The sequence below is a fragment of the Micromonospora sp. Llam0 genome (genome assembly GCF_003751085.1).
Lineage (GTDB): Bacteria > Actinomycetota > Actinomycetes > Mycobacteriales > Micromonosporaceae > Micromonospora_E.
This window is the reverse complement of sequence record NZ_RJJY01000001.1, coordinates 4668279-4694681: the sequence shown is the minus strand read 5'-3', so window position 1 is coordinate 4694681 and position 26403 is coordinate 4668279. Positions and strand designations below refer to the sequence as shown.

Annotated in this window: 17 protein-coding genes and 1 pseudogene; 12 read left to right on the top strand and 6 right to left on the bottom strand. The window is 72.1% G+C overall.

The features are described 5' to 3' along the window. The first annotated feature begins 75 nt into the window (after positions 1-75). The 3 genes from EDC02_RS20420 to EDC02_RS20410 all read left to right on the top strand — a co-directional run bounded on the left by EDC02_RS20420 (position 76) and on the right by EDC02_RS20410 (position 3069). Entirely contained in the window at positions 76-1263 is a 1188-nt protein-coding gene (locus EDC02_RS20420) for an acetyl-CoA C-acetyltransferase (protein ID WP_123603344.1), read from the top strand. Positions 1264-1283: 20 nt separating this feature from the next. Further along, the gene (gene meaB / locus EDC02_RS20415; RefSeq protein ID WP_233606419.1) at positions 1284-2291 is read left to right on the top strand and encodes a methylmalonyl Co-A mutase-associated GTPase MeaB; all 1008 of its coding nucleotides are present in this window, start codon (positions 1284-1286) and stop codon (positions 2289-2291) included. A 112-nt stretch (positions 2292-2403) separates the two neighbouring features. Further along, positions 2404-3069: an ABC transporter ATP-binding protein gene (locus EDC02_RS20410; RefSeq protein ID WP_123604980.1), complete on the top strand. Its 666-nt coding sequence runs from the start codon at positions 2404-2406 to the stop codon at positions 3067-3069. A 73-nt stretch (positions 3070-3142) separates the two neighbouring features. Here EDC02_RS20410 and EDC02_RS42540 read toward each other — a convergent pair whose 3' ends face one another. The 3 genes from EDC02_RS42540 to EDC02_RS20395 all read right to left on the bottom strand — a co-directional run bounded on the left by EDC02_RS42540 (position 3143) and on the right by EDC02_RS20395 (position 6907). Further along, a complete protein-coding gene (locus EDC02_RS42540) occupies positions 3143-4726 on the bottom strand; it encodes an IS1634 family transposase (protein ID WP_123604387.1) in 1584 nt (527 codons plus the stop codon). 182 nt (positions 4727-4908) lie between these two features. Beyond that, entirely contained in the window at positions 4909-5868 is a 960-nt protein-coding gene (locus EDC02_RS20400; protein ID WP_123603343.1) for a hypothetical protein, read from the bottom strand. A gap of 109 nt (positions 5869-5977) precedes the next feature. Further along, complete coding sequence (locus tag EDC02_RS20395; protein WP_123604979.1) at positions 5978-6907, bottom strand: LLM class F420-dependent oxidoreductase; 930 nt, start codon at positions 6905-6907, stop codon at positions 5978-5980. Positions 6908-7075: 168 nt separating this feature from the next. Here EDC02_RS20395 and EDC02_RS20390 point away from each other — a divergent pair, with 168 nt between their 5' ends. From EDC02_RS20390 to EDC02_RS20360, 7 genes and pseudogenes are all read left to right on the top strand, one after another. After that, a complete protein-coding gene (locus EDC02_RS20390; RefSeq protein WP_123603342.1) occupies positions 7076-8782 on the top strand; it encodes a proline--tRNA ligase in 1707 nt (568 codons plus the stop codon). A gap of 124 nt (positions 8783-8906) precedes the next feature. Next, on the top strand, positions 8907-10595 hold the full coding sequence (locus EDC02_RS20385) for a methylmalonyl-CoA mutase (RefSeq protein ID WP_123603341.1): 1689 nt from the start codon (positions 8907-8909) through the stop codon (positions 10593-10595). A 93-nt stretch (positions 10596-10688) separates the two neighbouring features. Next, complete coding sequence (locus EDC02_RS20380) at positions 10689-11564, top strand: ABC transporter ATP-binding protein (RefSeq protein ID WP_123603340.1); 876 nt, start codon at positions 10689-10691, stop codon at positions 11562-11564. Beyond that, a complete protein-coding gene (locus EDC02_RS20375; RefSeq protein WP_123603339.1) occupies positions 11565-14735 on the top strand; it encodes an FtsX-like permease family protein in 3171 nt (1056 codons plus the stop codon). Continuing rightward, a complete protein-coding gene (locus EDC02_RS20370) occupies positions 14732-17815 on the top strand; it encodes an FtsX-like permease family protein (protein WP_123603338.1) in 3084 nt (1027 codons plus the stop codon). The genes EDC02_RS20375 and EDC02_RS20370 overlap by 4 nt, the downstream gene beginning before the upstream one ends. Positions 17816-17821: 6 nt before the next feature. Then, the gene (locus tag EDC02_RS20365; protein WP_123603337.1) at positions 17822-18742 is read left to right on the top strand and encodes a tetratricopeptide repeat protein; all 921 of its coding nucleotides are present in this window, start codon (positions 17822-17824) and stop codon (positions 18740-18742) included. 9 nt (positions 18743-18751) lie between these two features. Beyond that, positions 18752-19654: pseudogene (locus EDC02_RS20360) on the top strand (arginase family protein); the annotation flags it as partial. Positions 19655-20024: 370 nt separating this feature from the next. Here EDC02_RS20360 and EDC02_RS20355 read toward each other — a convergent pair. The 3 genes from EDC02_RS20355 to EDC02_RS20340 all read right to left on the bottom strand — a co-directional run bounded on the left by EDC02_RS20355 (position 20025) and on the right by EDC02_RS20340 (position 23928). Further along, positions 20025-20549 carry a flavoprotein gene (locus EDC02_RS20355; protein ID WP_123603336.1) on the bottom strand — a complete coding sequence of 175 codons (525 nt, stop codon included), beginning with the start codon at positions 20547-20549 and terminating at the stop codon, positions 20025-20027. A 228-nt stretch (positions 20550-20777) separates the two neighbouring features. Further along, complete coding sequence (locus EDC02_RS20345; protein ID WP_148083531.1) at positions 20778-21107, bottom strand: hypothetical protein; 330 nt, start codon at positions 21105-21107, stop codon at positions 20778-20780. Between the two features lie 1327 nt (positions 21108-22434). Beyond that, on the bottom strand, positions 22435-23928 hold the full coding sequence (locus tag EDC02_RS20340; protein WP_158632025.1) for an IS4 family transposase: 1494 nt from the start codon (positions 23926-23928) through the stop codon (positions 22435-22437). 157 nt (positions 23929-24085) lie between these two features. Here EDC02_RS20340 and EDC02_RS20335 point away from each other — a divergent pair, with 157 nt between their 5' ends. Together EDC02_RS20335 and EDC02_RS20330 are read left to right on the top strand one after the other, a co-directional pair. Next, the gene (locus EDC02_RS20335) at positions 24086-25360 is read left to right on the top strand and encodes a helix-turn-helix transcriptional regulator (protein ID WP_255500463.1); all 1275 of its coding nucleotides are present in this window, start codon (positions 24086-24088) and stop codon (positions 25358-25360) included. 26 nt (positions 25361-25386) lie between these two features. Then, the gene (locus tag EDC02_RS20330) at positions 25387-26349 is read left to right on the top strand and encodes a phosphotransferase (protein ID WP_123603333.1); all 963 of its coding nucleotides are present in this window, start codon (positions 25387-25389) and stop codon (positions 26347-26349) included. Positions 26350-26403: the final 54 nt, after the last annotated feature.

The following is a 26403-nucleotide window of genomic DNA, read 5'->3' as shown; positions in this document are numbered from 1 at the left end:
CGATAGTCTGACCGAACCATCGTTAAGTTGTTGCCGGCACCCCGGCCTTGTCCCACTGTGCGGAGGCGGAATCCCATGACCTCGGTGATCGTCAGCGGCGCACGCACCCCGATGGGCCGGTTGCTCGGCAACCTGAAGGACTTCCCGGCCACCGCCCTCGGCTCGACCGCGATCTCCGCCGCCCTCGGTCGCGGCGGCGTCGACCCCGGCCAGGTGCAGTACGTCATCATGGGCCAGGTGCTCCAGGCCGGCACCGGCCAGATGCCGGCCCGGCAGGCCGCGGTCGGCGCCGGCATCCCGATGAGCGTACCCGCGCTCACCATCAACAAGGTCTGCCTTTCCGGTCTTGACGCGATCGCGCTCGCCGACCAGTTGATCCGGGCCGGCGAGTTCGACGTCGTGGTGGCCGGCGGGATGGAGTCGATGACCAACGCGCCGCATCTGCTGCGCGGCCAGCGCGCCGGCTACAAGTACGGCGACGTGGTGGTCGCCGACCACATGGCCCTGGACGGGCTGACCGACGTGTTCGACTGCTGCGCGATGGGCGAGTCGACCGAGCGGCACGGCACCCGGCTCGGCATCAGCCGGGCCGAGCAGGACGCCTTCGCCGCCACCAGCCACCAGCGGGCCGCCGTCGCCCAGAAGAACGGCGTCTTCGCCGAGGAGATCACCCCGGTCGAGGTGCCGCAGCGCAAGGGCGACCCGGTCCGGCTGCTCAACGACGAGGGGATCCGGCCGGACACCACCGTCGAGACGCTGGCCCGGCTCCGTCCCGCCTTCACCCCGGACGGCACCATCACCGCCGGCAGTTCGTCACCGATCTCGGACGGCGCGTGCGCCGTGGTGGTGATGAGCCGGTCCCGGGCCGAGGCGCTCGGCCTCGACTGGATCGCCGAGATCGGTGCGCACGGCAACGTCGCCGGCCCGGACAACTCGCTGCACTCCCAGCCGTCCAACGCCATCCGGCACGCCCTCGGCAAGGCCGGTATGGCCGTGGCCGATCTCGATCTGATCGAGATCAACGAGGCGTTCGCCGCCGTCGGCGTCCAGTCGACCCGGGACCTCGAGGTCGATCCGGGCATCGTGAACGTCAACGGCGGCGCGATCGCCCTCGGCCACCCGATCGGCATGTCCGGCGCCCGGCTGGCGCTGACCCTCTCGCTGGAGCTGCGTCGGCGTGGCGGCGGGACCGGAGCCGCCGCGCTCTGCGGCGGCGGCGGGCAGGGCGACGCCCTGATCCTGCGGGTGCCGACGGCGAAGTGACCGCAGGCTCCGACGGCGAAGTGACTGCGGCTGCCGACCGCCGGCTGAGCAGGGGCGGCTCCCGCGACGTACCGGATCTCGTCCGGCGGGCCCGCGCCGGCGACGCCCGGTCCGTCGCGCGGCTGATCACGCTGGTCGAGTCCGGCGGGCCGCAGTTGCCGCAGATCGCCGCCGAGCTCGCCGGGCACACCGGGCACGCCCTGGTCGTCGGGCTGACCGGCGCCCCCGGCGTCGGCAAGTCGACCACCACCAGCGAGCTGGTCCGGGTACTGCGCGGTCGGGACCTGCGGGTCGGCGTCCTCGCCGTCGATCCGTCCAGCCCGTTCACCGGCGGGGCGATCCTCGGCGACCGGGTACGGATGCAGGATCACGCCACCGACCCGGGCGTCTATATCCGTTCGATGTCCAGCCGGGGCCACCTCGGCGGGCTGTCGTCGGCGACCCCGGCGGCGGTGCGGGTCCTCGACGGCGTCGGCTGCGACGTGGTGCTGATCGAGACGGTCGGCGTCGGGCAGGCCGAGGTCGAGGTGGCCGGACTGGCCGACACCACGGTGGTGCTGCTCGCCCCCGGCATGGGCGACGCCGTGCAGGCGGTGAAGGCCGGCATCCTGGAGATCGCCGACATCTTCGTGGTCAACAAGGCCGACCGGGACGGCGCCGACGGCAGCGTACGGGACCTGAAGGGCATGCTCGCGCTGACCGCCACCGCCCCGGGCGGCTGGCGTCCGCCGGTGCTGCGGACCGTGGCCGCCCACGGCGACGGTCTCGACGATCTGGTGAGCGCGATCGAACGGCACCGCGACTGGCTGGCCGGCCGGGGCGAGCTCACCGCCCGGCGGGTCCGGCGGGCCGCCGCCGAGGTCGAGGCGATCGCGATCGGCACACTGCGTGGGCGGATCAGCTCACTGCGCGGCGGTACGCTGCCCGCCGAACTCGCCGCCGAGGTGCTCGCCGGCCGGCTCGACCCGTACGCCGCCGCCGACCGGCTGCTCACCGAGCTGACCGGGCCCACTCCGACGCCCCGCTGACTGGCCCACCCCGCTCCCGCCCCCGCTGACCCGGCTGCTCTTGCACGCGCGGTCGGCGCGACGACACGAGGTCGGCTAGGGTCGGCGGGTGCCCACCACCGTCGATCTCCCGATCATCGAGCTCGCGGCTGCGACCGTCGGCTACAGTGCTGAGCCGGTGCTGCGTGACGTGACGCTGACCGTGCGACCCGGTCACCTGCTGGCGGTCACGGGGCCGTCCGGTGCGGGCAAGACGACCCTGCTGTCGGCGATGGCTGGCCTGCTGCGGCCGATCGGCGGAACCATCTCGCTCGGCGGTGAACCGCTGCGCGACCGCGACCACGCAGTGGGCCGCAAGGTCGTGCTGGTCCCACAGGACAACGGCCTCGCCGCCGTACTGACGGCAGGGGAGAACCTGCAGGTGGCGCTGATCGCTGTCGGGATGAGCCCGGTGGCGGCGCGGCGGGCCGGCGCGGCCGCACTCGACCGGCTCGGCCTCGCCGGTCAGGCCGACCAGCTCGTCGAGGAGCTCTCCGGCGGCCAGCAGCAGCGGACGGCGCTGGCCCGGGCGCTGGCGCTGCGCGGTGACGTGCTGCTCGCCGACGAGGTGACCAGCGAACTGGACGCGGCCAACCGTCAGCTGGTCCTCGACCTGCTGCGGGTCGAGGCCGACCGGGGTGCAGCCGTCGTCTTCGCCACCCACGACCCGGAGGCGGCTGCCGCCTGCGACGCCGAACTGCACCTGCTCGACGGCCGGGCAGAACTGACCCGGCCGTGGCCCGATCCACGAGTGATCTAGAAGGATCTGGCCGGTATATCGACCATCATTCTTCTAGACCCGTCTTTCGCACATGCGGTTGGGTGGTCGTCGGTCATGGCCAGCGGGGTTGGGTGGGGTCGACGTGGAGTAGTCGCAGGAGTCGGGTTTGTAGAGGCCCGGGTGTGGGGATGGTGGCTGCTTCGTTCGGGGGCGCGGGGATGAGTCGGAGTTCGCCGAGTGCTTGCAGGATGAGCCGTCCGGTGGGCTTTCGTGGGCGGCGGTCGTTGATGTAGAAGCCACGTATCTCGGTGTCGGGGGCGAGGTTGCGGCGGACTTCGCGTTCGATGAGGCAGAAGATGAGCAGGGCCAGGCAGATCACGGTGATCAGGGCGGTGATCCGGCGGTTGTTGCGTAGGAAGATCGGTGCGACGGCGAGGGGGCCTTTGAACTCGCTGTAGCGGCGTTCGACGGTGGGTTGGTCCTTGTAGCGCAGGAACACGTCGGTGGCGTCGATGTCGGCGGGCAGGTTGGTCAGCAGGGCGTACCAGCCGTCGGCGGCGGCTTCGGCGTCGAGGGCTGCCTGGTCGAAGGTCCAGGCGAACGTCGGTTTGCCGGTGTCGTCGGTGGTGATCGTGGTGTGCAGGTGTGCGCTGATGCGGCGGCGGCGGGCGATCGCGGTGGCTTTGGTGGTGACGGCCTCGATGGTGCGGTGGTGGCGGGTGCCGGCGGTACGGGTGAGGGTGTCCAGTTCGGTGCGGGCCTGGGCGAGTCTGAGCGCGCGGGCCTTGGCCTGGGCGGTGGCGTTGGCGGTGGAGTGCACCAGGATCCGCCGTAGGGTGTGTACCGGGTCCTTCTTGCGGGGGCCGGTCAGGTCCATGGTGTCTTCGTCGACCCGGTAGGTGCACCGTTCGGTGTGTGGTCTGCCCTCGTCGCGTTCGGCGACGTAGTCCACGATCGTGGCCCGGGACGGGTCGAGGCCGGCGAACAGCCCGTCGGGGACCCGGGACGCGGCCAGGGGCGCGATGAAGGTGACCTGCTCGGTGGTCATCGCGGTGACGTTGGGGTAGGAGATGAGTTTCGAGTCGCCGACCAGCAGGAAGTTGCGGGGTGTGGCCAGGGCTTGCAGAGCGCGCATGGTGTCGGTGACCTGGGCGATCTCGGCGGCGTTGCCGTCATAGGTCCGGCTGAGGACGGGGACGGCGCCGTCCGCGGTGACGGCGAGGCCGGCCTGGATCTGTTTGAGGTCGGTGCGCCGGTCTTTCGGGTGGCCGTAGGCAGGGGTGGGGTACTCGTCGTCGACGTGGTCGTATGCGCCGTACAGCGAGATCGAGGTCATGTCCCAGTGGCAGCGGGTGACGTCGATGCCGAATGCCGTGATCGCGGTCGCGCCGATTGATCCGACGACCTGGTCGGCCTGATCGGCGAGGGCGTCCAGGGCCCGGCCCAGCCGGTCGTCGTTGAGCAGGTCGGGATCGATGTCGTAGACCTCTTCCACCGCCCACGCGTGGGCCCAGTCGGCCACGGCGACCATCGCCTTCGGACTGGTCAGCCGGTTCGCGATCAGCGCCTCGATGACCTGCCCGTGGCTGATGGAGGCGACCTCCCGTATCGGGCAGGCCCGGTCCACCACACCCGCGATGTCCAACCGGCGGGAGAAGTCCGCGATGACCGGCAGCGACCCCAGCTGCTTCTCCACCCGACCCGTCGCGGCGACCCGCGTCCGAGGCCGCCGCGCCACCCGTCGAGGCCCACCAGATCTACTCATGGATCAGCAACGAACCAGCCGCACGCCCGCAACGCAAGTCACTCAACCGCATGTGCGAAAGACGGGTCTAGATCGCGGTGAACTCGGGCGGCGCGAGCAGATCGCGGGCAGGTTCAGCCCGGCCAGCCGGCCGCTCGGAGCGCCGCGCTCAACTGGTCGACGATTTCGGCTGGGCGTACCCGGATCAGATAGGCCGGGAAACGGAGGATCCGGTCGCCGGCGATCCACACGTCGTTCTGCCGCCGCATGTCCGCCGCCCACTCGCGTACGTCCATGTGGTGTGCTCCGTCGATCTCCACGTGCAGTCGCCACCGATGCCAGTACGCGTCGAGGTAACGCACCCGTCCGGCCCGGTCCTTGCGCCGCTGTTGCAAATCCGGTGGCGGCAGTCGATGCCGCCGGCAGAGCCGGACGAAATCGATCTCGGACAGCGCGGTAGCCCCACCATCGGCGTCCGCCGCCGCAGCGGCGATCAACCGGCGTCGCCGGACCCGGGGCAGCCAGCGCAGAGCGGCGAGGATCTCGGCCGGAACGACCCGACGCTGTTGGCAACCGGCGGCGATGATCGCCTGCGCCTCGTCGTCGGAACGGGCCCATCCCGCGGCATCGACCAGCGACCGCGCCATGCTGGTACGCATCGGGCGACCCACCTGGCGATGCTCCTCGGGCATCACCGTGGTCCGCCGGACCATCATCGCCGGCATGTCGAGGGGCAGTCGACGACGTAGCTCGGGGTACTGCCGGTCACCGTCGACCAGTACCTGGATCGGACCCGCGCCGCCCGCGAAGCGCAGCCCTCCTTCACGGGCTGCGGTGAGCCCGCCCAGCAGCGCCGTCGGACCTGCCAACAGCACGGCCACCCAGAGCGTCTGTTCGGTGGTCAGGGGCCCGTTGCTGGTGGACACGATTCCGGTACAGATCCGGCGCCACTGCCTGCGATCGATACGTCTGCGCAGCCCGGACCGGCCCAGATGCTGGGTGGCCTGGGCTGAGGTGAGGACGCCGGACTGCTCGAACACCAGCCAGTCGAGATCTTCCGCGTCCGAAGCGGGAAGGTTCCGTGGCAACCACATCGGGTGATTCTCGGCGCTGCGCCGGCTGCGGCAGCCACCAACCCGACACCGCCGGCATTCCGACACCGGCCAGCCCAGCGAGCGACCGACCGGTGGACCTGCCGGCGGGTCACAACTGTGGCGCCACCTCCGCTGCGACGAGTTCGATGTGGTCGAGGTCGGCCAGGTCCAGCACCTGCAGGTAGATCCGTTGGGCGCCGATCTCGGCGTACCGACCGATCTTGTCCACCACCTCGGCCGGCGTGCCGGCCAGGCCGTTCGCGCGCAGCTCGTCCGGCTCCCGGCCGATGGTCGCCGCCCGCCGCGCCACCTCGGCGTCGTCGCGACCGCAGCACAGCACCAGCGCGTTGGACAGCCGCAGGCCGTCCGGATCGCGGCCGGTCTCGGCGCAGGCCGTCCGGACCTGCTGGAACAGCCGCGCCGACTCGGCGAGGCTCTCGAACGGCACGTTGAACTCGTCGGCGTAGCGGGCGGTCAGCTGCGGGGTCCGACGGCGGCCCTTCCCGCCGAGCAGCACCGGCGGCCGGGGCCGCTGCACCGGCTTGGGCAGCGCCGGCGAGTCGGTGACCTGGTAGTACCTGCCCTGGAAGTCGAAGGTGTCACCGACCGGGGTCTCCCACAGGCCGGTGATGACCGCCAGCTGCTCGTCGAGCCGGTCGAACCGTTCGGCCAGCGACGGGAACGGGACCGCGTACGCGGTGTGTTCGGCGGAGAACCAGCCTGCCCCGATGCCGAACTCGACCCGGCCGCCGCTCATCTCGTCGACCTGGGCGACGGTGATCGCCAGCGGGCCGGGATAGCGGAAGGTCGCGGCGGTCATCAGGGTGCCGAGCCGGATCCGACTGGTGTCCCGGGCCAGCCCGGCGAGGGTCGTCCAGGCGTCGGTGGGGCCGGGCAGCCCGTCGCTGCCGCCCATCGCCAGATAGTGGTCGGACCGGAAGAACGCATCGTATCCGGCGTCTTCGGCGCATCGGGCCACCGCGAGAAGCTGCTGGTAGCTGGCACCCTGCTGGGGTTCGGTGAAGATCCGCAAGTCCACGCCGTCGAGCATAGGCCGGTCAGGACGACCCGGCCGGGCGCACCGGTACGCCCGGTAGGAGACGTTGTCGTCGGGGACCTGACCGGCTAGGACCGCGCAACCTGGAACCTGCCCGGGTTTACCCTGTGTTGTTGCTGAACGCCGCCGGCTGAAGTGAGGAAGACGACCATGCGCTGGTCCCGACTGCACGTACCCACGTTGCGTGCGGACCCGGCGGAGGCCGACGCGCCGAGCCACCGGCTGCTGCTGCGGGCCGGTTACCTGCGGCAGCTGATGGCCGGGCACTACTCGCTGCTGCCGCTGGCGGTGCGGGTACGGGCGAAGGTGGTCGAGGTGATCCGCGACGAGATGACGCGGATCGGAGCCCAGGAGTTCAGCCTGCCCGCCATGCATCCGGCGGAGATCTGGCGCCGGACCGGTCGGTGGGAATCGATGGGCGAGGAGATGTTCCGGCTGCGTGACCGCAGAGGCGCCGATCTGGCGTTGGGCATGACCCACGAGGAGGTGTTCACGACCCTCGCCCGGGAGCTGAACTCCTACCGGGAGCTGCCGCAGCTGTGGTACCAGTTCCAGACCAAGTTCCGGGACGAGCCGCGGGCCAAGGCAGGGCTGATGCGTACCCGCGAGTTCACCATGAAGGACTCGTACAGCTTCGACCTGGACCGGGCCGGGCTGGACCGGTCCTTCGACCTGCACCACGACGCGTACCGGCGGATCTTCGACCGACTGGGCATCCCGGCGGTGGCGGTGCAGGCGTCCAGCGGCGCGATGGGCGGGTCGGCGTCGGTCGAGTTCATGTGCCCGGCGCCGACCGGCGAGGACCAGGTGGTCGACTGCCCGGCCTGCGGCTACGCGGCGAACCTGGAGAAGGCGACGTCGCGGCTCGATCCATCGTCGGATGCCGCCGGGTCCGCCGCCCCGCAGCCCTTCGACACCCCGGGCGTACGGACCATCGACGACCTCGCGGTGCGCTTCGCCGCGCCGGCCGACCGGCAGATCAAGACCCTGGTGTACGTGCTCGGCGGCCAGCTCACCCTGGTGCTGCTGCGCGGCGATCACCCGCTCAACGAACAGAAACTGGCCGACGCCACCGGTGTGGCGCAGCTGCGGGCGGCACACGCCGACGAGATCCGGGCGGCGTTGGGTGCGGCCCCGGGCAGCCTGGGCGCGGTCGGGGTGACCGGGGTGCCGGTGATCGCCGACGAGGCGCTGCGCGGCCGACGGGACATGTTCACCGGTGCCAACGTCGACGGCGTCCACCTGCGTGGCGTCGACGTCGACCGGGACATCACCGTCGGCAGCTGGGCCGACCTGCGCGAGGTGGCCGCCGGCCAGCCGTGCGTGGCGTGCGGGGGGCCGCTGCGGGTACGTCGGGCGATCGAGGTCGGGCACATCTTCAAGCTCGGCCAGCGCTACAGCGAGGCGCTGGACGCGTCGGTGCTCGACCCGGCCGGCAACCGGATTCCGGTGGTGATGGGCAGTTACGGGATCGGGGTGGAGCGGGCGGTGGCGGCGATCGTGGAGAGCCACTACGACGCCAAGGGCATCGTCTGGCCGGCGGCGGTCGCCCCGTTCGAGGTGGCGGTGGTCGTCGCGCAGGTCGACGACGGTCCGGTGGCCGCTGCCGGTGAGCGGATCTACCAGCGGCTGCGCGACGAGCGGGTGGACGTGGTGATCGACGACCGCGCCGAGCGGGCCGGGGTCAAGTTCCGCGACGTCGAGCTGGTCGGCATCCCGCTGCGGGTGACCGTCGGCAAGCGGTCGCTGGCCGAGGGTGTGGTCGAGGTGACCGATCGGGCGACCGGGGCGACGGTGCGGGTGCCGCTGGACGAGGCGGCCGACCATGTTCGGATGCGACTGCGGCCGGCCGGCTGAGGCGGCACCGGTCGACGATCTGCACACGATCGTGCTGCCCGGTGGCGATCTCAGCCGGTGGGCTTAGCGATCGTTCAGTGCGGGCTCTAGACTCGGATCCGCCCGGACCCGAGGAGGCCCTTCGATGGACGCCGAACAGATCGCCGCCGGTCGCGCCCGCTGGCAGGCCCGCTACGACGCCGCGAAGAAGCGGGACGCGGACTTCACCACGCTGTCCGGCACGGCGGTGGACCCGGTCTACGGTCCGCCGGACGGCGCCGACCACCCAGGCTTCGAGCGGATCGGCTGGCCGGGCGAGTACCCGTACACCCGGGGGTTGTATCCGACCGGCTACCGGGGGCGGACCTGGACCATCCGGCAGTTCGCCGGCTTCGGCAACGCCCGACAGACCAACGAGCGGTACAAGATGATCCTCGGCGCCGGCGGCGGCGGACTGTCGGTGGCGTTCGACATGCCGACGCTGATGGGCCGCGACTCCGACGACCCGCAGTCGCTCGGCGAGGTCGGCCACTGCGGGGTGGCGATCGACTCCGCCGCCGACATGGACGTGCTCTTCGACGGCATCGACCTGGCGGCGGTCACCACCTCGATGACCATCTCCGGGCCGGCGGTGCCGGTGTTCTGCATGTACCTGGTCGCCGCCGAACGCCAGGGCGCCGACCTGGCCACTCTGGACGGCACCCTGCAGACCGACATCTTCAAGGAGTACATCGCCCAGAAGGAATGGCTTTTCGGCCCCGAGCCGCACCTGCGGCTGATCGGCGACCTGATGGAGTTCTGCGCGCAGCGGATCCCGCGCTACAAGCCGCTGTCGGTCTCCGGCTACCACATCCGGGAGGCCGGCTCCACCGCCGCGCAGGAGTTGGCGTACACCCTCGCCGACGGCTTCGGCTACGTCGAGCTGGGGCTCTCCCGCGGGCTGGACGTCAACCGGTTCGCCCCCGGGCTGAGTTTCTTCTTCGACGCGCACGTCGACTTCTTCGAGGAGATCGCGAAGTTCCGCGCCGCCCGGCGGATCTGGGCCCGCTGGCTGCGCGACGAGTACGGCGCCACCGACGAGCGGGCCCTCTGGCTGCGGTTCCACACCCAGACCGCCGGGGTGTCACTGACCGCGCAGCAACCGGTCAACAACGTGGTACGTACGGCGGTCGAAGCGCTCGCCGCGGTGCTCGGCGGCACCAACTCGCTGCACACCAACGCCCTGGACGAGACCCTGGCGCTGCCCACCGACGCCTCCGCCGAGATCGCGCTGCGTACCCAGCAGGTGCTGATGGACGAGACCGGGGTGGCCAACGTCGCCGACCCGCTCGGCGGCTCCTGGTACGTCGAGGCGCTCACCGACCGGATCGAGGCCGAGGCGGAGGAGATCTTCGCCCGCATCCGCCAACTCGGCGGCGACGGCCCGCACCCGATCGGGCCGATCACCTCCGGCATCCTGCGCGGCATCGAGGACGGCTGGTTCACCGGACAGATCGCCGAGGCGGCGTTCGCCTACCAGCAGGCGGTGGAGGACGGCCGCAAGAAGATCGTCGGCGTCAACTGCCACACCGGTACGGTCGCCAAGGAGCTGGAGATCCTGCGGATCTCCCACGAGGTGGAGGTCGAGCAGCGCCGGCTGCTCGCCGCCCGCAAGGCCGACCGGGACGACCCGCTGGTCCGTCGCCGCCTCGACGACCTGGTCACCGCGGCCCGGGGCGGCGACAACATGGTGCCGGCGATGCTCGACGCGGTCCGTGCCGAGGCGACCCTCGGCGAGATCTGTGACGCGCTACGCGCCGAGTGGGGCGTCTACCGGGAGCCGGCCCGGTTCTGATCCGGCCCGCGCGCTTCGTGACCTGGGCGGGCCCGGTGCCGGCCGCCGACCGGGGGCAGCGGACCCCGGGGGATTCATGGTAGGCAGTACGCCGTGACGGGACTTGCGGTGAGTTGCCGACGGGTGGTGCAGATCTACCGGGGCGAGGCCGGCGACGTGGTCGCGCTCTCCGGTGTCGACCTGCGGATCAACCCTGGGGAGATGCTCGCCCTGGTGGGCCCGTCCGGCTCCGGCAAGTCGACCCTGGTGGCGCTGCTCGCCGGGCTGATGCGCCCGTCCGCCGGCCGGGTCAGCGTCGGCAGCTACGACCTGGGCAAGCTCTCCGACCGGGAGGTCGCCCGGCTGCGGGGCACCCAGATCGGCGTGGTGCTGCAGGGCGCCGCCCGCAACCTGCTGCCGTACGCGACGTTACGCCGCAACGTCTGGCTGGCCCAGCGGCGGGCCGCCGCCACCGCCGGCATCGACCTGGACGACCCGGACCGCATCCTCGACCTGGTCGGGTTGCCCGGCCGCGGCAATGACCGGCTCGCCGAGCTGACCCCGGGCGCCCGGCAGCGGGCCGCGCTCGCCGTCGGCGTCGCCGCCTCGCCCGGACTGCTGCTGGTCGACGAACCGACCAGTCAACTCGACACCCGGGGCCGCGACGAAGTGCTCGACGCGCTGGAGACGATCAACCGGGAACGGGAGACCACGATCGTGGTGGTGACCCACGACGCGCAGGTGGGTGCCCGGCTCGGCCGGGCGGTGACCATCCGGGACGGCCGGGTCGGCGCCGAGGGCCGCGACGGCGAGGACTTCGCAGTGGTGGCCGGCGACGGTACGGTGCAGCTGCCGCCCGAGGTGCTCGGCGACTTCCCGCCCGGCACCCTGCTGCGGGTGGCCCAGGCCGACGGCGCGGTAACCCTGGTCGTGGGCGGGTCCGCCCCGCCCGGTCTGCTGCCCGACGGCGTCGACGGCACAGGAGTCTGAGTGTTCGCACTGCTCGTCGGCGCGGTCCGGGCCCGGGCCGGCCAGGCCGTCGCCCTGCTGGTGCTCACCGCCCTCGCGGTCACCGCCACCACCGCCGCCCCCTGGTACGCGGCGGCGACCACCCGTACCGTCGCGGAGGCCGCGATCGACGCGGCCGGCCCCAACCTGCTGGCCGCCCGCGCCACCGGACGGGTCGCCGCCAGCGCCGCCGAGGTCGCCGCCGACCAGCGGGTCGATCCGGCCACCGGGGACCGCTCCGAGCTCGACGCCACCGGCGCCGACCTGGTCGACCGGGCACGGGACGCCGGCGCCGAGCGGATCGGCTACCCCGGTGCGGCGGCGAGCAGTTCGGTGTGGAGCACCGGGACCGTCGCCAGCGGCCAGGCCGCGCTGGCGGCCAACCTGGCGCACCGGGAGCAGGTCTGCGAACACCTGACCGTCACCGGCACCTGCCCGCAGCGCCCCGGCGAGGCGTTGCTCAGCGCCCGCAGCGCCGAACGGCTCGGCGTCGGGGTCGGCGACCAGTTCACCCATCAGGCGAGCCGCAGCGCACCGGTCGTTCTCACCGTCACCGGGACCTACCAGGTGACCGATCCGGGCGAGCCGTACTGGGCGTTCGACGACCTCGGCAGCGGCGGTACCGATGCCGACAACGGTGACCCGGTCTTCGCCACCGCCGGCACCCTGGCCGCCGTACCGGCGGACAACCTCTTCGCCGCCTACCACCTGGTGCTGCCGGCCGCCGCCTACCTCGCCGGGGTCGACCTGGCCACCGAGGTCCGCCGCTCCGACGGTGGTGGCGTCGTCGGCCGTTGGCAGGTCCGCACCGATGCGGCGATCCTGGTGGACCAGATCGCCCGCCACCGCCAACTGGTCGAGCTCGGTGTCGCCGTCGCCGCCGGGCAACTGCTGCTGCTGTCCTGGTTCGCCCTGTTCTTCGCCGTCCGGCACACCGCCGAACACCGCCGCCGTGACCTGGGACTGGTCAAACTGCGCGGCGGTGCCCGATGGCGGGTGTGGCTGCTCACGGTGGGCCAGAGCGGGCTGCCGATGATCGTCGGCGCGCTGGTCGGTGCCGCCGCCGGCCTGGTGGCCGCCCGGCTGCTCGCCGGTGCCGGCCCGGACCCGGAGCAGGTCGGCTCCGCCGCGCGGCTCGCCCTCGCCGCGACTGGCACCGCCGTCGCCGGTGCGCTGGTCGCCGCGATCGCCGCCGACCTGCGCAACGCCCGAGCCGGAGTGGTGGACCTGCTCCGGCACGTCCCGGCCCGGCAGCGCGGCTGGCGGGCCGATGTCGTCGACCTGATCGCGGTGGCCGTCGCCGGGGCCGGGCTCTACCAGGCGTACGTCGGCGCGGCTGAGCCGGACGAGGCCGGTGCTCTGGTGCTGCTCGCCCCGGCGTTGCTGGCCCTGGCGATCGCGCTGATCGCCGGCCGGGCGGCCACCCCGGTGGCCGGCCGGGCCGCGGCGGCCCTGCTGCGCGCCGGTCGGCTGCCCGCCGCGCTGGCCGCGCTGCACCTGGCGCGCCGGCCGGGGACCGCGCGGCTTGTCGCCCTTCTCACCGTCGGGGTGGCGCTGCTCGGCACCGCGATCGGCGGCTGGAGCGAGTCGGTCTCCGCGCGGGCCGTCCGGGCCACCCACGCCACCGGCGCCGACCAGGTGCTCACCGTGCAGGCCCGCAGCCGAGTCCACCTGCTGGCCGCGGTCCGTGCCGCCGACCCGTCCGGCCGGTACGCGATGGCGGTGGTCGGCAACAATCCCGGGTCGGCCCAGTACGTGCTCGCCGTCGACGCCTCCCGGTTCGCCCAGGTCGCCGCCTGGCATCCCGGCTACGGCCAAGCAGCCGCCGAGGTCGCCGCCGCGCTCACCCCGCCGGTCAGCGAGGTCCGGGTCGGCGACGGACCCCTGGTCCTGACCGCCGCCGGGCCGGACGAGGTACCGGTCAGCGTCGTCGCGCACCTGGTCGACCCAACCGGAGACCCGGTGCAGGTGGTCTTCGGCCCGCTCGGCACCGACCGTGCCGAGCACCCCGCCACGGTGACCGGATGCGGCCCGGACGGCTGCCGACTGGCGTCACTCGAACTGGTCCAACCGGCCTGGAACGGCGTACCGGTGCTGGCCGAACCCGATCTCACGATCACCCTGCACGATCTGGCCGGTGCCACCACACCCCGGCTGGACGCGGCGTACCTCGGCGACATCGGAAACTGGCGCGGCGCGGTCGCCGGTGGTGCCCTCGGCCCCCGGATCAGCGCCGGGCCGGGCGGCGTGACCCTCACCACCCCGCCGCCGGGCGGGGTGTACCGGGAGCGGTCCACCCGGATCCATCCGATCGACGCTCCGGTACCGGTGCCGGTGGTGCGCTCCGGGCCGGAGCTCGCCCCGGACGTCCCGGGCGAGCCACGGCTCGCCGTGTTCGGCGGTGCCGAACTGCCGGTGCGGTACGTGTCGGTGGCCGCCGCGTTGCCGCAGGCCCGGCAGCGGGGCTACCTGGTCGACCTGGAACTGGCCGACCGGCTGGCCGACGGAGCCGGTACCGGCGACGTGCCGCAGGTCTGGCTCGCCCCCGACGCGCCCGGGGAGCTGACCGACCGGCTCACCGCCGAAGGGCTGACCATCATCGGCACCGACTCCCGGGCGGCGGTGATCGAGCAGCTCGGCCGCCAGGGTCCGCCATCGGCGCTGCGGTTCCAGTTGGCCGCCGGACTGATCGGGCTGCTGCTGGCGGCCGGGGCGCTGGCGGTGGTCGCCGCGGTGGAACGCGACGACCGGGCCGCCGAGCTGGCCGCTCTGCGGGCGCAGGGGCTACCGGCCCGCGCCGTCACCTGGATCGCCTACGGCGGGTACGCCGTCGCCGTGGCGTTCGCGGTGGTCGTCGGCCTGGTGGCCACCGTGCTCGCCCAACTGCCGATCCGGCAGGCGATGCCGATCTTCGTCGACAACTGGGCCGCACTGCCGCTGCGGATCGGTCCGCAGGCCGTCCCGTTGCTGGTCAGCGTGCTCGTCGCGGCAGGGGCGCTCGGTGCGGCGGCCGCGTTCGCCGGTGCCCGGCTGGTCCGGGCCGTCGACTTGCGGGTCGCCCCGCCGGTTGGTCCGCCGGCCAATTCCCGGGTTGGTCCGCCGGCCGAGCTGACCCGGCCCGGCGACCGGGACCGGGACGGAGACGTCGGATGATCTCGCTGCTGCTGTCGATGCTCGCCGCCCGGCGCGGGCAGGCGCTGGTCGTCTTCCTGCTGAGCGCGTTCGCCACCGCCGCCGCGGTGACCGGCCCGGCGTACCTGGCCGCCGCCGACCGGGCCGTCGTGGCGGCGGAGCTCGACGCGGCCGACCGTGGTGACCGCACGGTCAGCCTGTCCATCCCCGACGTGCTACCCGGCGAGGAAGCCGGCCTCCTGGCGGTCACCGGTGCCGTGCTCGACCTGCCCGGCTTCCGCACCGTCTACACCGTGCAGATGCCGATGCTCGGGCTGGAGCCCGTCGCCACCGACATCTCCTACCTGGTCTTTCGCGAGGACGTCTGCGCCAACCTGCGGATGGTCGCCGGGCGTTGTCTGATGTCGCCGAACGAAGTCGTGATCGGGGCGGACACGGCCCGACGGCTGGACCTGGCACCCGGCACCTCGGTCACCATCACCTGGGCCGAGTACGTCCCGCCGCAGCGCATCTACCGCCCGGGTGGGGCGCCGGCCGAAATCACCGTCGTGGGTGTCTACGAACCGGTGGACCCGGATGTGCTCTACTGGGGCCGGACGCCGTACTTCGTACCCGGCGCCCTGGACGCCTACCGCGAACCGGTATTCACCAGCCGGTACGTCGTCGACGCCATGGACCGGGGCAGCGACTACCGGGGGGTGGACGCGCTGGCCGAGGCCGACGCGTTGGGACCGGACCGGCTGGCGGCGCTCGATGAGCAGTTGGCCAGGCTCGCCGAGCAGGTCCGCGCCGACGGTGCCGGGTACGTCTACCTGTCCGACGACGTCGGACCGCTGCTGGAGCGGATCTCGTCGGCCCAGGCGCTGACCCGGCAGGTGGTGCCGGTCGCGGCCGTCCCGCTGGTGGTCCTCTGCCTGTTCGTCGTCTTCGTCGCGGTCGCCGCCGGCACCGCGGCCCGCCGTACCGAGCTGGGCCTGATCGCGCTGCGCGGGATCCCCCGGCGGACCCGGTGGACGCTGGCCGCCGGCGAGCCGGCGGCCGCCATCGCCCTCGGCGCGCCGGTCGGCTACCTGCTCGGCTCGGTCGCCGTCGGGCTGCTCGCCGGCCTGCGACTGGAGGAGGGCCGGTTCGCCCCGGTCACCTCGGTCGCGGCGGTGCTGGCCGGCTGCGCCACCTTCGTCGGTGCGCTGCTCGCCGTGCTGGCCGCCCAGCGCCGGGAGCTGGCCAGCCCGGTCGCTGACCTGCTGCGCCGGGTGCCGGCCCGGTCCCGACTCTGGACGTCGTTGCTGGCGGAGACGGTGATGGTGGCCCTGACCGTGGTCGCCGTGGCGCAGCTGCGGCTGTTCGACAGCCAGCTGATCGGCGTGTCGCTGCTGGTGCCGGCGTTGATCGGGGTCACCGTGGCGTTGCTGGCGGCACGGGTGGTGGCACCGCTGACCGGCCAGCTCGGCGCGGTCGCGCTGCGCCGGGGCCGGCTCGGCCCGGCGCTGGGGCTGCTGCACCTGGCCCGGCAACCGGCCAGCCAACGGCTGTTCACCCTGCTCACCGTCACCGTGGTGCTGACCGGCTACGCGGCCATCGCGTTCGACGTGGCCCGCCAGTCGCGGGCGGCGTTGGCCGAGGTGCGCAGCGGCGCGGACCGGGTACTGACCCTGCTGCCCGTCGACGCCGGCACGCTGCTGACGGCCGTCCGGTCGGTCGACCCGACCGGCGAGTACGCGATGGCGGTCGGCTTCGCCGATACCGACGCGGACGCCCCGGCGCTGCTCGCCGACTCGTCGGCGCTGGCCGCAACCGCTCGATGGCGACCCGAGTTCGGCCCGGCTGGCCCCGCTGACGTCGCCGAGGCGCTGCGCCGACCGGCCGCCACCGCGCCGATCACCGTCGACGGGACGGAGATCTCGGTGGACCTGGTCGTCGTCGACGCCGACCCGGGGCAGCCCGACCCGCCAGGTGACCCGGGGCAGCCCGACCCGCCGGGCACCGGTCCGGCCGATGATGTGCGGTTCACCGTCCACCTGCGGTCGACGTCGGGGGGCGCGGCGGCCGAGGCCACGTTCGCCCGGCTGGGACGACACACCTACCGGATTCCGGTCGATTGCGCCGACGGATGCCAGCTCGCTGGGCTGTCCGTCCGGCTCGAACCGGGCACCGCCGGTGCGGTCGACCCGGACACCGAGGTCGACCAGCGGGTCCGTGAGGTGACCCTCACCGACCTCTCTGTCGGCGGGGACCAGCTGCTCGGGCCGGCGGAGCTCACCGACGAACAGCGCTGGCGTGATCCGTCCGGTGACCCGTCCGAGGCCGGTCCGGACGGACTGCGGCTGCTCGCCGGTGGGGCCGCCCCCGACCCGTGGGCGCTGCCGGCCGACACGCCGTACCCGCTGCCGGCGGTGACCGCCCTGGCCGACGACCGGCCGCCCGGGCTGAACCCGACCACGGCGCTGCTGCCCACCGGTGCGCAGTTGACGTCCGACGCCGACCCGGTTCCGGCGCTGCCGGTGTTGGGCGACCGCGGCTTCCTGGTCGACATGGAGTACGCGGTACGCGCGGTGCCCGAGAAGACCGGGCTCGAAACGGCCCAGGTCTGGCTCGGTCCCCGGGCACCGGCCGACATCGCCGAACGGCTGGACGCGGCCGGGCTCACCGTCACCGGCGAGTTCACCCCGGAGCAGATCCGGGCCGGGTTGGACCGGCAGGCACCGGCCCTGGCGATCTGGTTCCACCTGCTCGCCGCCGCCCTGGCGGTGATCCTCGCCGGCTCCGGGATGGTGCTGCTGGCCATGGTCGAACGGCGCCGTCGTGCCGAGGACCTGACGGCGTTGCGGACCCAGGGACTGCCGTCCCGGTCGGCGGCCGGCTCGCTGCGCTGGAGCGGTCTGCCCGCGGTGCTGCTGGCCGCGGCGACCGGGCTCGGCGGTGCGCTGCTCGCCTGGTGGCTGAGCGGCAGCTACCTGCCGGTCACCGTCGAGGAGGCGGTCCCGCTGGCACCGGTGCGCTGGCCCCGGCCGGTCGCCGTGCTGCTCCCCGTGATCGGCGTCATGCTGCTGTTCGGGGCGGTGGCGCTGGCGTTGGGACGCGCCCTGCGCGTGCGAGACTAGGTAACCATGAGCGACCCACGTACCACCCCGTCGATTTTCACTCGCGGCGCGGTAGACCTCAGCTCGCTGCGCAGCGCAGCGCCGGCCGGCGGGAACCGGCCGGCCGGGACCCCGACCCGGGCCGGTGGCGGTCCGGCGGCCGGCGCACCGGCGGCAGCCGGTGCCGTCATCGACGTCACCGAGGCGACCTTCCAGACCGAGGTTCTCGAACGTTCGATGACCACACCGGTGGTCATCGACTTCTGGGCCGAGTGGTGCGAGCCCTGTAAGCAACTGTCGCCGCTGCTGGAGCGACTAGCGGCCGAGGGCGGCGGTGCCTGGACGCTGGCCAAGATCGACGTCGACAGCAACCAGCGCCTGGCGCAGATGTTCCGGGTGCAGAGCATCCCCATGGTGTACGCCGTCGTCGGCGGCCAGCCGGTCGACGCGTTCGCCGGTGTGGTGCCGGAGGCCCAGCTGCGGCAGTGGATCGGCGCCGTACTCAAAGCCGGCGGCGTCACCGTCGAGGAGCCGGAGAATCCGCTGCTCAACGCCGCCGACGAGGCGCTGATGATGGGCGACCTGGACGCCGCCGAGCAGGCCTACCGGAAGATCCTCAACGAGGCGCCGGCGGACATCGCCGCCGAGGCCGGGCTGGCCCAGGTCGCCCTGGCCCGCCGGGTGCAGGGGGTGCAGCCGGCGGCCGCGCTCGACGCGGCGGCGTCGGCACCCGACGACGTACCGGCCCAGCTGCTCGCCGCCGACGTGGAGGTGCTCGGCGGTCAGGCGGAGCAGGCGTACCAGCGGTTGATCGACCTGGTCCGGCGCAGCGCCGGTGACGACCGGGAGACCGTCCGCAAACACCTGGTGTCGCTGTTCACCATGGCCGGTCCGGACGACCCGGCGGTGACCAGGGCCCGCCGGGCGCTGGCCAGCGCACTGTTCTGAGCCCCGTCGATGCGCCGGATCGCCGTACTGGACGCACCGTCGAATCTCGGTCTGCGACCGCCGACCGGGACGTCGGTGCCGGGCTGCGCGAAAGCGCCCGGCGCACTGCGGGACCATCAGCTGGTGGGTCGGCTCGGCGCCCGCGACGCCGGGTGCCTGACCCCGCCCCGGTACGACCCGGCGGACTGGCGTCCCGGTGACGGGGTCTGCCACGCCGGGTCGATCTCGGCGTACACGCTCGCCCTCGCCGGGCGGATCGGTGCCGTCATCGACGCCGGGGAGTTCCCGGTGGTGCTGGGCGGCGACTGCTCGATCCTGCTCGGCGGGGCGCTGGCGATGCACCGGCTCGGCGAAGCGGTCGGTGGGCGGATCGGGCTGGTCTACGTCGACGGGCACTCCGACTTCCGGCATCCCGGCAACGCCTCCTACGTCGGCGCGGCGGCGGGTGAAGGGCTGGCCCTGGTCACCGGGCGGGGGCAGCCGGATCTGGCGGGGATCGAGGGTCGCCGGCCGTACTTTCGCGACATCGACGTCGTGGTGCTCGGCATCCGGGCCCAGGACGAGTACCGGCTGGATCTGCAGGCGGCCGGTATCGTCACCCGACCAGTGCCGGAGCTGCGTGCGGAGGGGGCGGCGCGCAGCGCCCAGTGGGCCCGTGACCAGCTGGCCGACTGCGCCGGCTACTGGGTACATGTCGATGTGGACGTGCTCGACCCGGCGGTGATGCCGGCGGTCGACGCGCCGGATCCGGGCGGCATCGCCTTCGCTGAGCTGGAGCTGCTGCTCGCGGACCTGGTCGACACCCCGCACTGCCTCGGCGTCGAATTGACCGTCTTCGACCCCGACTACGACCCGGACGGCAGCTACGCCGCCGACATCGTCTCGACCCTGGTGGCCGGTCTGCGACCGGTGCACGCCGACCGGCCCGTCGGCGACCCGGCCACGGCACCGCCGTCGCCGGTCCCGGAGGCGTCGCCGTCGCCGACCGCGCAGCCGGCGGCCCCCACCCCGGATCCGGCGGAGGCGACAGCTCCGGCTGTCGACCCGACCGCTGCCACCTCGGCCGAGCCGGACGCTCCGGCGGTGGCGGCGCTGCGACCTGCGGTGCCACCGGTCCCGCCGGTGACATTGACGATCGCCGACCGGATCGCGCCGCGTGGGGCGACCAATCCGGGACGGCTACGGCGACCGGCGCCGTCCCCACGGCCCGCTACTGCGGATTCCACCGACCCGACACCGCAGCCGACGCCCACCGAAGCGCCCGCCCCTCCCGAAGACTGAGTCAGTCGCGGTCGTGCGTTGTCAGTAGGTCGAGCACGGCTTCCCACTGGAATGGTCCGTCCGGCACGGCCGGCCGCAGGGCGTCGGTGGCAGTGAAGCGAACGCCAGCACCGGCGAGCAGTTCGATGCTGCGGCCGAAGGCTGGGTGGGCGGCGAGCACCGCCTTGGCGTACGGCGAGGCGATGACTGGGATACCCGCCCCCAACGCCTCGTTGAGGATGCCCAACGCCGCCGTGTTGTTGGTGCCGGCGGCCCACTGGTTGATCGTGTTGAAGGTGGCGGGTGCGACGACGACGGCGTCGGCCCTCGGCAGCGACTTTGGTTCCTGCGGTCCGCGCGGTTCGCGTTTCACGGGGTGGCCGGTGGCCCGCTCAAGGGATTCGGTGTCGACCCATGCGCCAGCGGCCTCGGTCATGACGGAATACACGTCCCAGCCGTTGCTACGGAGTTGTTCAGCCAGTTCGGCCACCTGGGCGGCCGGCGGTGCGGCGCATATGACGAGCAGGACGACGGGGGCCTCAGTCACGAGTCCGGTACTCCTGCCCGATTGGCGAGGGCTCGTAGCCCTGGCGTGTCGCTGCGGCGTTCCCGCCGGAGCAGCTGTGTGATGAGGCCGGTGGCGGTGGCGTTGAGCTTGATGGCCTCGGGTACGAAGCGTTGGTACTCCAGACGAGTAGTTCCGAAGTCAGGGGTCGGTGTCTGGGCATGACACAGTTGTCGGCGCCACCGCTTCGGGTGGACTTTCGCCGGGGACCTAACTGCCCGTCATTGATGGTGCACCACCAGCAGCATCCTGATCCGCCTGCGTGTACGGGATGGCGTGGGGCGGGTGGGTGTCGAGTAGCGGGTCAGGATCGTCCCGCCGCATCACATACAGGTTCAACACCGTGTCGGTCAGCGACCCGCGCTGACCGGGGCGGTGGTAGTCGACCAGGACCGCCCTACCCGATGCCTCACGGACCATGCCGGAGTTCCATTCGCCATGCCGGTGGACCCACACCGGGTCGCCCGGCTGGTAGCTGTCGGCCGCCGGCACCCGGTCACGGTCCAACGGGTTCGCTGTTGGCGCGCCCGTCGTCCTCACCTCCTTCATTGACGTCCAGCCCTGTGCCCCGCGCCCAGCTCAGGCGGTCATCGACCCCGGCGCCGATCATGACGTGGCACTCGGGGTTGACATCACGTCAGCCGGTAGCAAGCAGCTCCGGTGGCAGTGCGGCGGGGTGTACCAGGTCGCGGGACCACCGGCGGACACCGGGCGGGAGATGGCGCCAGCCCTCTACCACCGCCCAGACAGCCCCGGCCGAGTCCACGTACGAGTCGACCCGGTCACATCGACGATCAGCGGGCCGTCCAGCCAGCCCCGCCACCACCGATCCGGCTCGAGTGTCACCCTGGCCAGAACATGGCTCATCACTGGCCACCTCCGTTTCTTCCGTCGTTCGAGACAAGTGGCGCGGCTGGTCCGGCGATCTCGATCGCGTGCTGCCGCGCTCATCCCCGGCATGGTGGTCTGCAACCCCACCAGCAGCCCGCAGGCCGCCGCAGCGCGGTTCGGGTCGCAGGCCACCTGATCCATCGCCTTGGCCACCCCCGAACGGTCACCGTCATAGTGGCGAGCAGTCATGGCGTCGGCCAGGAGACCGTATGTACGTCGGATCGTGCCAGCCGCGTCCGGACCGGACCGCAGTTCACGTAGCACAGACGCATCGCACCGCTGATCACGACCGTCCCCCGAAAGCCCGCCACCGCGCGGCCGGAGTCATCAGCACCGAATCCATGAGTGGAAGGAGTTGGGTCGGCTCCCGCAAGGCATCACGAGTTTCGGCGTGAACCTTGCCGTCTGCCTTCTCGGCATCGATCGGGTCAGCCGTTCGACACCGTTTTTGGCCGAGGGTGATGTCTGCCCCGCTTCGGTGGTAGCCGCTCGGCAGCCGGTCGCTGGAATCGCCATTCGGCGGCTGTCGGGGCCGCATTCGGAGCCACCGCATCGCGTCCGCCTCCTATGGTCGCTTCTGCACGTGACGGTCGTGGCGTCGGTCGCGATCGACTGTTCCGTAGTTTGGGTGCTAGCCCCAGCCCACACCGGGGGTCTATGATGGACCCCTCCGGCGCCTGATGCGCTCGGAACAGCGGCCCGACGGTGTCGGCCTCGGCAGGATCAGGGCTGATCCGGGCCGTCTGAATCGCGTACAGACACCAGGTTGGTTCATGCTCGTGATGACTACTTTCGGTTTGCGGTCGGGTTGCGGTGACGCTACGCTTCGCCATACACACGATGCGATGAAGCCGGCGCAACGAGGACGGCATGGCACCCCTACGGCAAGTGGATCCCCAGTGGTGGCGCACGGGCGGGCTCGACGGCCGCCCGATGCCGGACATCCTCCGCGAACGTGACATCACGGGCCACTGACCTAAACTTTGGCCGTTTTGCTGGCTTTGGGTAGGTCGGTCTGGGTGATGGTTATCTCGTAGGTGACGTCGCGGGTGCGTTGTGTTCGTCGTTGTCGTTTGGTGCGGGGGCCGGTGCGGGTGCGGGTGTGTCGGTTGTGGGGTTGGGCGGCGATCGCGGTGAGCAGGGTGGTGGTGGGGTCGGGGTCGTCGTGTCCGCAGTTGACGCAGGGTGCGGGGTCCTGGCTTGCGAGGTGTGCGCGGGTCAGGGCGAGGACGGTGGCGAAGCTGACCGCGTCGGGGTCGATGTTCAGGTCGACGGCGGTGGTCACGGCGAGTCGGACGAGGGCGTTGTAGACGGTCAGTAGCGCCCAGAGTTCCTGGTAGGCGAGTTCGGGGGTGTGTCCGCGTGGTCGGGTGCGGGGTCCCCGCAGGGTGGTCTTCAGTCGTCCGTAGGTGAGTTCGATCTGCCATCGTTCGGCGTAGAGCGCGGCGAGTGTGGTGGCGGGGTGACGGTGGTGGTCGAGCAGGGTGGTCAGGACGCGGTAGCGGCTGTGGGTGGTGCGGCCGGCGCGGTCGCGGGTGGTGACGGTGAACTCGACCAGACGGGCGAGTGTCGGACGGAGTCGGGGCAGGGTGCGGTCGGCGCGGGTGGTGCGGCGGCGGGACAGCATCGCGTCGGACTCGGCGAGTTGCACGAGCGCGGAGCCGTCGGGGAGGACCTCGACCAGTCGGGCGGGCAGGCTCCGGGCGCCGTTCTTGACCCGCCACAGCAGGTGCGCCCCGGTGGCGGCCGCCCGCGTCCAGCGGTCCATGGAGAAGAAGCCCCGGTCGGCGAGGTTGATGGTGCCGGGTTGGAGTTCGCCGATCAGGTCGTCGGCGAGGGCCTGTTCGCTGGTCCCGGAGGAGGCGATGCGGGCGGCGAGGATCCAGCGGGTGCCGCAGGCGACCAGGGCGACCATCCGGGCCTGGGGGAACCGGCCGCCGGTCGGGGTGGTGAACCCGGCCCGTGTCCGTGTCGTGTCGGCCAGGTCGAACACGGTGCCGTCGATCGCGGTGACCAGCAGACCGAACGCGTACGACTCGGGCCCGAACGTCGGTGTGGACCGGGCGGCGTCGGTGAACACCCGCTGGTGCACCGCTGCGGGGAGTCTGCCCCGGGCTTTCGACACCGCCGCGGCGGTCGGTGCGCCCTCCACCCGGGTCCGGGGGAGCCGTGAGGTCACCCGTGCGGTCACCACCGATGTGCTCTCCCGCCGGAACAGGCACAGCCCGAGCACGATCATCACCGTGACCGCTCCGGTCAGCACCCGCCGCCGGGCGTCGACGTGCCCGACCGTGGCCCGCGCCCGTTCGATCAGTGCGGCATCGGCCAGGAGTGGCCACAACCGGCCGGTCACCTGCTCGTCGAGGGTCCCGACACCGGCGGGCCCGGCGATCACCGCTGCCCGCAGCGTCTCCCGCTGATCGGCGGCCTGTCGCACCGCGCTGGCGGACAGCATGGCAGAATTCGACACCGAAGCTCCTGGTTGGAACATGTTGATCTAGTCAATCCATGTCCTACCAGGAGCTTCTTCACGTCCCGCACCCGACCCACACCCACCCCGAAACCGGCGCTATTACCCACAAAACGACCAAAGTTTAGGTCAGTGCATCACGGGCCTGTTTCGGTATTTGAAGACTCGGGGTTGGAGCAGGGCTGCTATCGCCTCAGCCGCCGGATTGAGCGAGACCAGGGTGCGAGCCATCTGCCTGGGTACTCAGCAGGTGACTTCCTACGAGGTCTTGGAGCGTATCGCGGCCGGGTTCGAGATCGACCGAGGGCTACTTGGCTTGGCCTACGCCGATGCCAATGCCATGGTGCTACCGGACATGCGTAACAACCAGCGATTACCGGACCCGAGCGCCTACGCCGACTTCACGGGAGCGTTGGCGGCGTTGGCGGTGGGTGCACCGCCGCATGACTTGGAGCGGATGCTACCGGCGCTACCTCCGTCGCCAGCCGCCGACGTGCCAGGGCTGGTCACGGCGGCGCATGTGCAGGTGCTGCGGGAGCTGAGTGAGCGGCACCGCAGGTTCGATGCGGACCTTGGCGGCGGGGCGTGTCGCGAGTCGGCTGTGGCCTACCTGAGCTGGGCTCGCGGCATGCTGCGCAGCCGCTTCGACGGTGAGCAGACCGAGCGGGAGCTGAAGGCGGCACTGTCGGACATGTACCAGGTGGCCGGGTGGGCGTGTCACGATCTTGGAGATCACGCGGAGGCGCGGAGGTATCTGACCGCCGGGCTGGCCCTTGCTCGCCAGATCGATGACCTCGTGCTCATCGCGGGTGCGTTCTACCGGCTCGGCCGGGTCTCGATCCACCAGCAGCGAGCTCGTGAGGCTCTCACACTGTGGCAGCTTGGCCAGATCGTGGCCCAGGACTCCGGGTGCCTTGCTGCTGTGGCGGTGCTGCACGCCAATGAGGCGTGGGCCTACGCCATGCTTGGCGCCGACGACCGGGTCGCTGACGCCCTGGCACGCGCGGAGGGCGAACGTGGCCGCGTGGACACCGATGAGGTGCCGTCATGGGCAAAGTTCTTCCTCGCCCCCGCCGACATCGACGGCATCGCATCGGTGATCTACAACAGCCTCGCCGTCTACGAGGAGCACCGGCCCAAGTATGCACCAGTGGCGATTGGCCGCGGCGAAGCCGCATTCGCGCATCGCCAACCCGGTGAGGCACGCAGCCGCACCTTCGATGCGATCTCTCTGGCGGGCGCCTACCTGCTCGACGGACAGATGGAGCACGCCGAACGCAACGGGAACCTGGCGGTGGACCGCGCCAAGGAGATCGCATCCGTGCGCGCGGTGGACCGGCTCAGCGAGGTCGCGGAGCTGGCGAGACCACACGCCCGACAGTCCGGCATCGCCGCTCTGATCGAGCGCATCAGCGACCTTGCGGCGCTGTAGCGCTGCTGCGGCTAGCCTAAGCAGCGGTGGGTACGAAGCTGAGCGACGAGGAGCAGTGCCGGCTGGCGGCTGGGCTGGCCGCCGTGTGCCGGTCCGCCGACCTGGACCCGGCCGGCGCGGAACTGGTGCGCTACACCATGAACGCGGTCTACCGACTGCCCGCCGCTGGCGTGGTCGTCCGGATGCGAAGTGGTCCGAACGCTGCCGCGCAGGTGGCTCGCGTCGCGCAGGTAGCGGTCGCGCTGGCGAAGCTGGACCTGCCGGTCGTGCGGCTGGCACCGGACGTACCTCAACCGATACACGCGGATGGTTGGTCAGCGACGGTATGGATCCTGTTGGAGCAACCGCCCGCGCACAGGTTTAGCCCGGCTGACCTGGCAGGACCGCTGCGGCGACTACACTCGTTGACCGGCGCGCCGACCTCGCTGCCGCGTTGGGACGTGCTCGGCACGGTCCGGTGTCGCCTGGCCGAAACGAGCACGAAAAGTGGAGCTGAGCTGGCGTTTCTCCAATGCTGGGCGACCCAGGCGGTTGGCACGCCGCTAGCGGCGATCCTGGATCGGCTCGGCGACCGGTGTGATCAGCTCGCCATCGACCTGACGACCGTGGAGTGGACTCTGCCGGAGGCGGTAATCCACGGCGACGCTCACGCCGCCAACCTTCTGCGCGCTCCGAGCGGCGAGGTGATCATGGGGGATCTCGACACCACCGCGCTCGGGCCTCCCGAGTGGGATCTCACTCCGGCCGCGCATGGGGCGGTCCGGTTCGGCGACGACCCCCGCACCTACGCGGCCTTCGCCGAAGCCTACGGGTTGGACGTGACCGCACGCCCGGCCTGGCAGGTACTGAGCAGCATTCGCGAGTTGCAGCTTCTCACCAGCGTCATCGCGAACCTGCCAGGGCGGCCCGAGGTTGCCGAACAGCTCGCCCATCGACTGCGCACCAGTCTGGCCGGGGACCACAGCACCCGCTGGCAGCGCTACCGATGATCTGACACCGGCTCCTCGTCATGCCGACATGATGGGGGTCCATGATGAACTCCC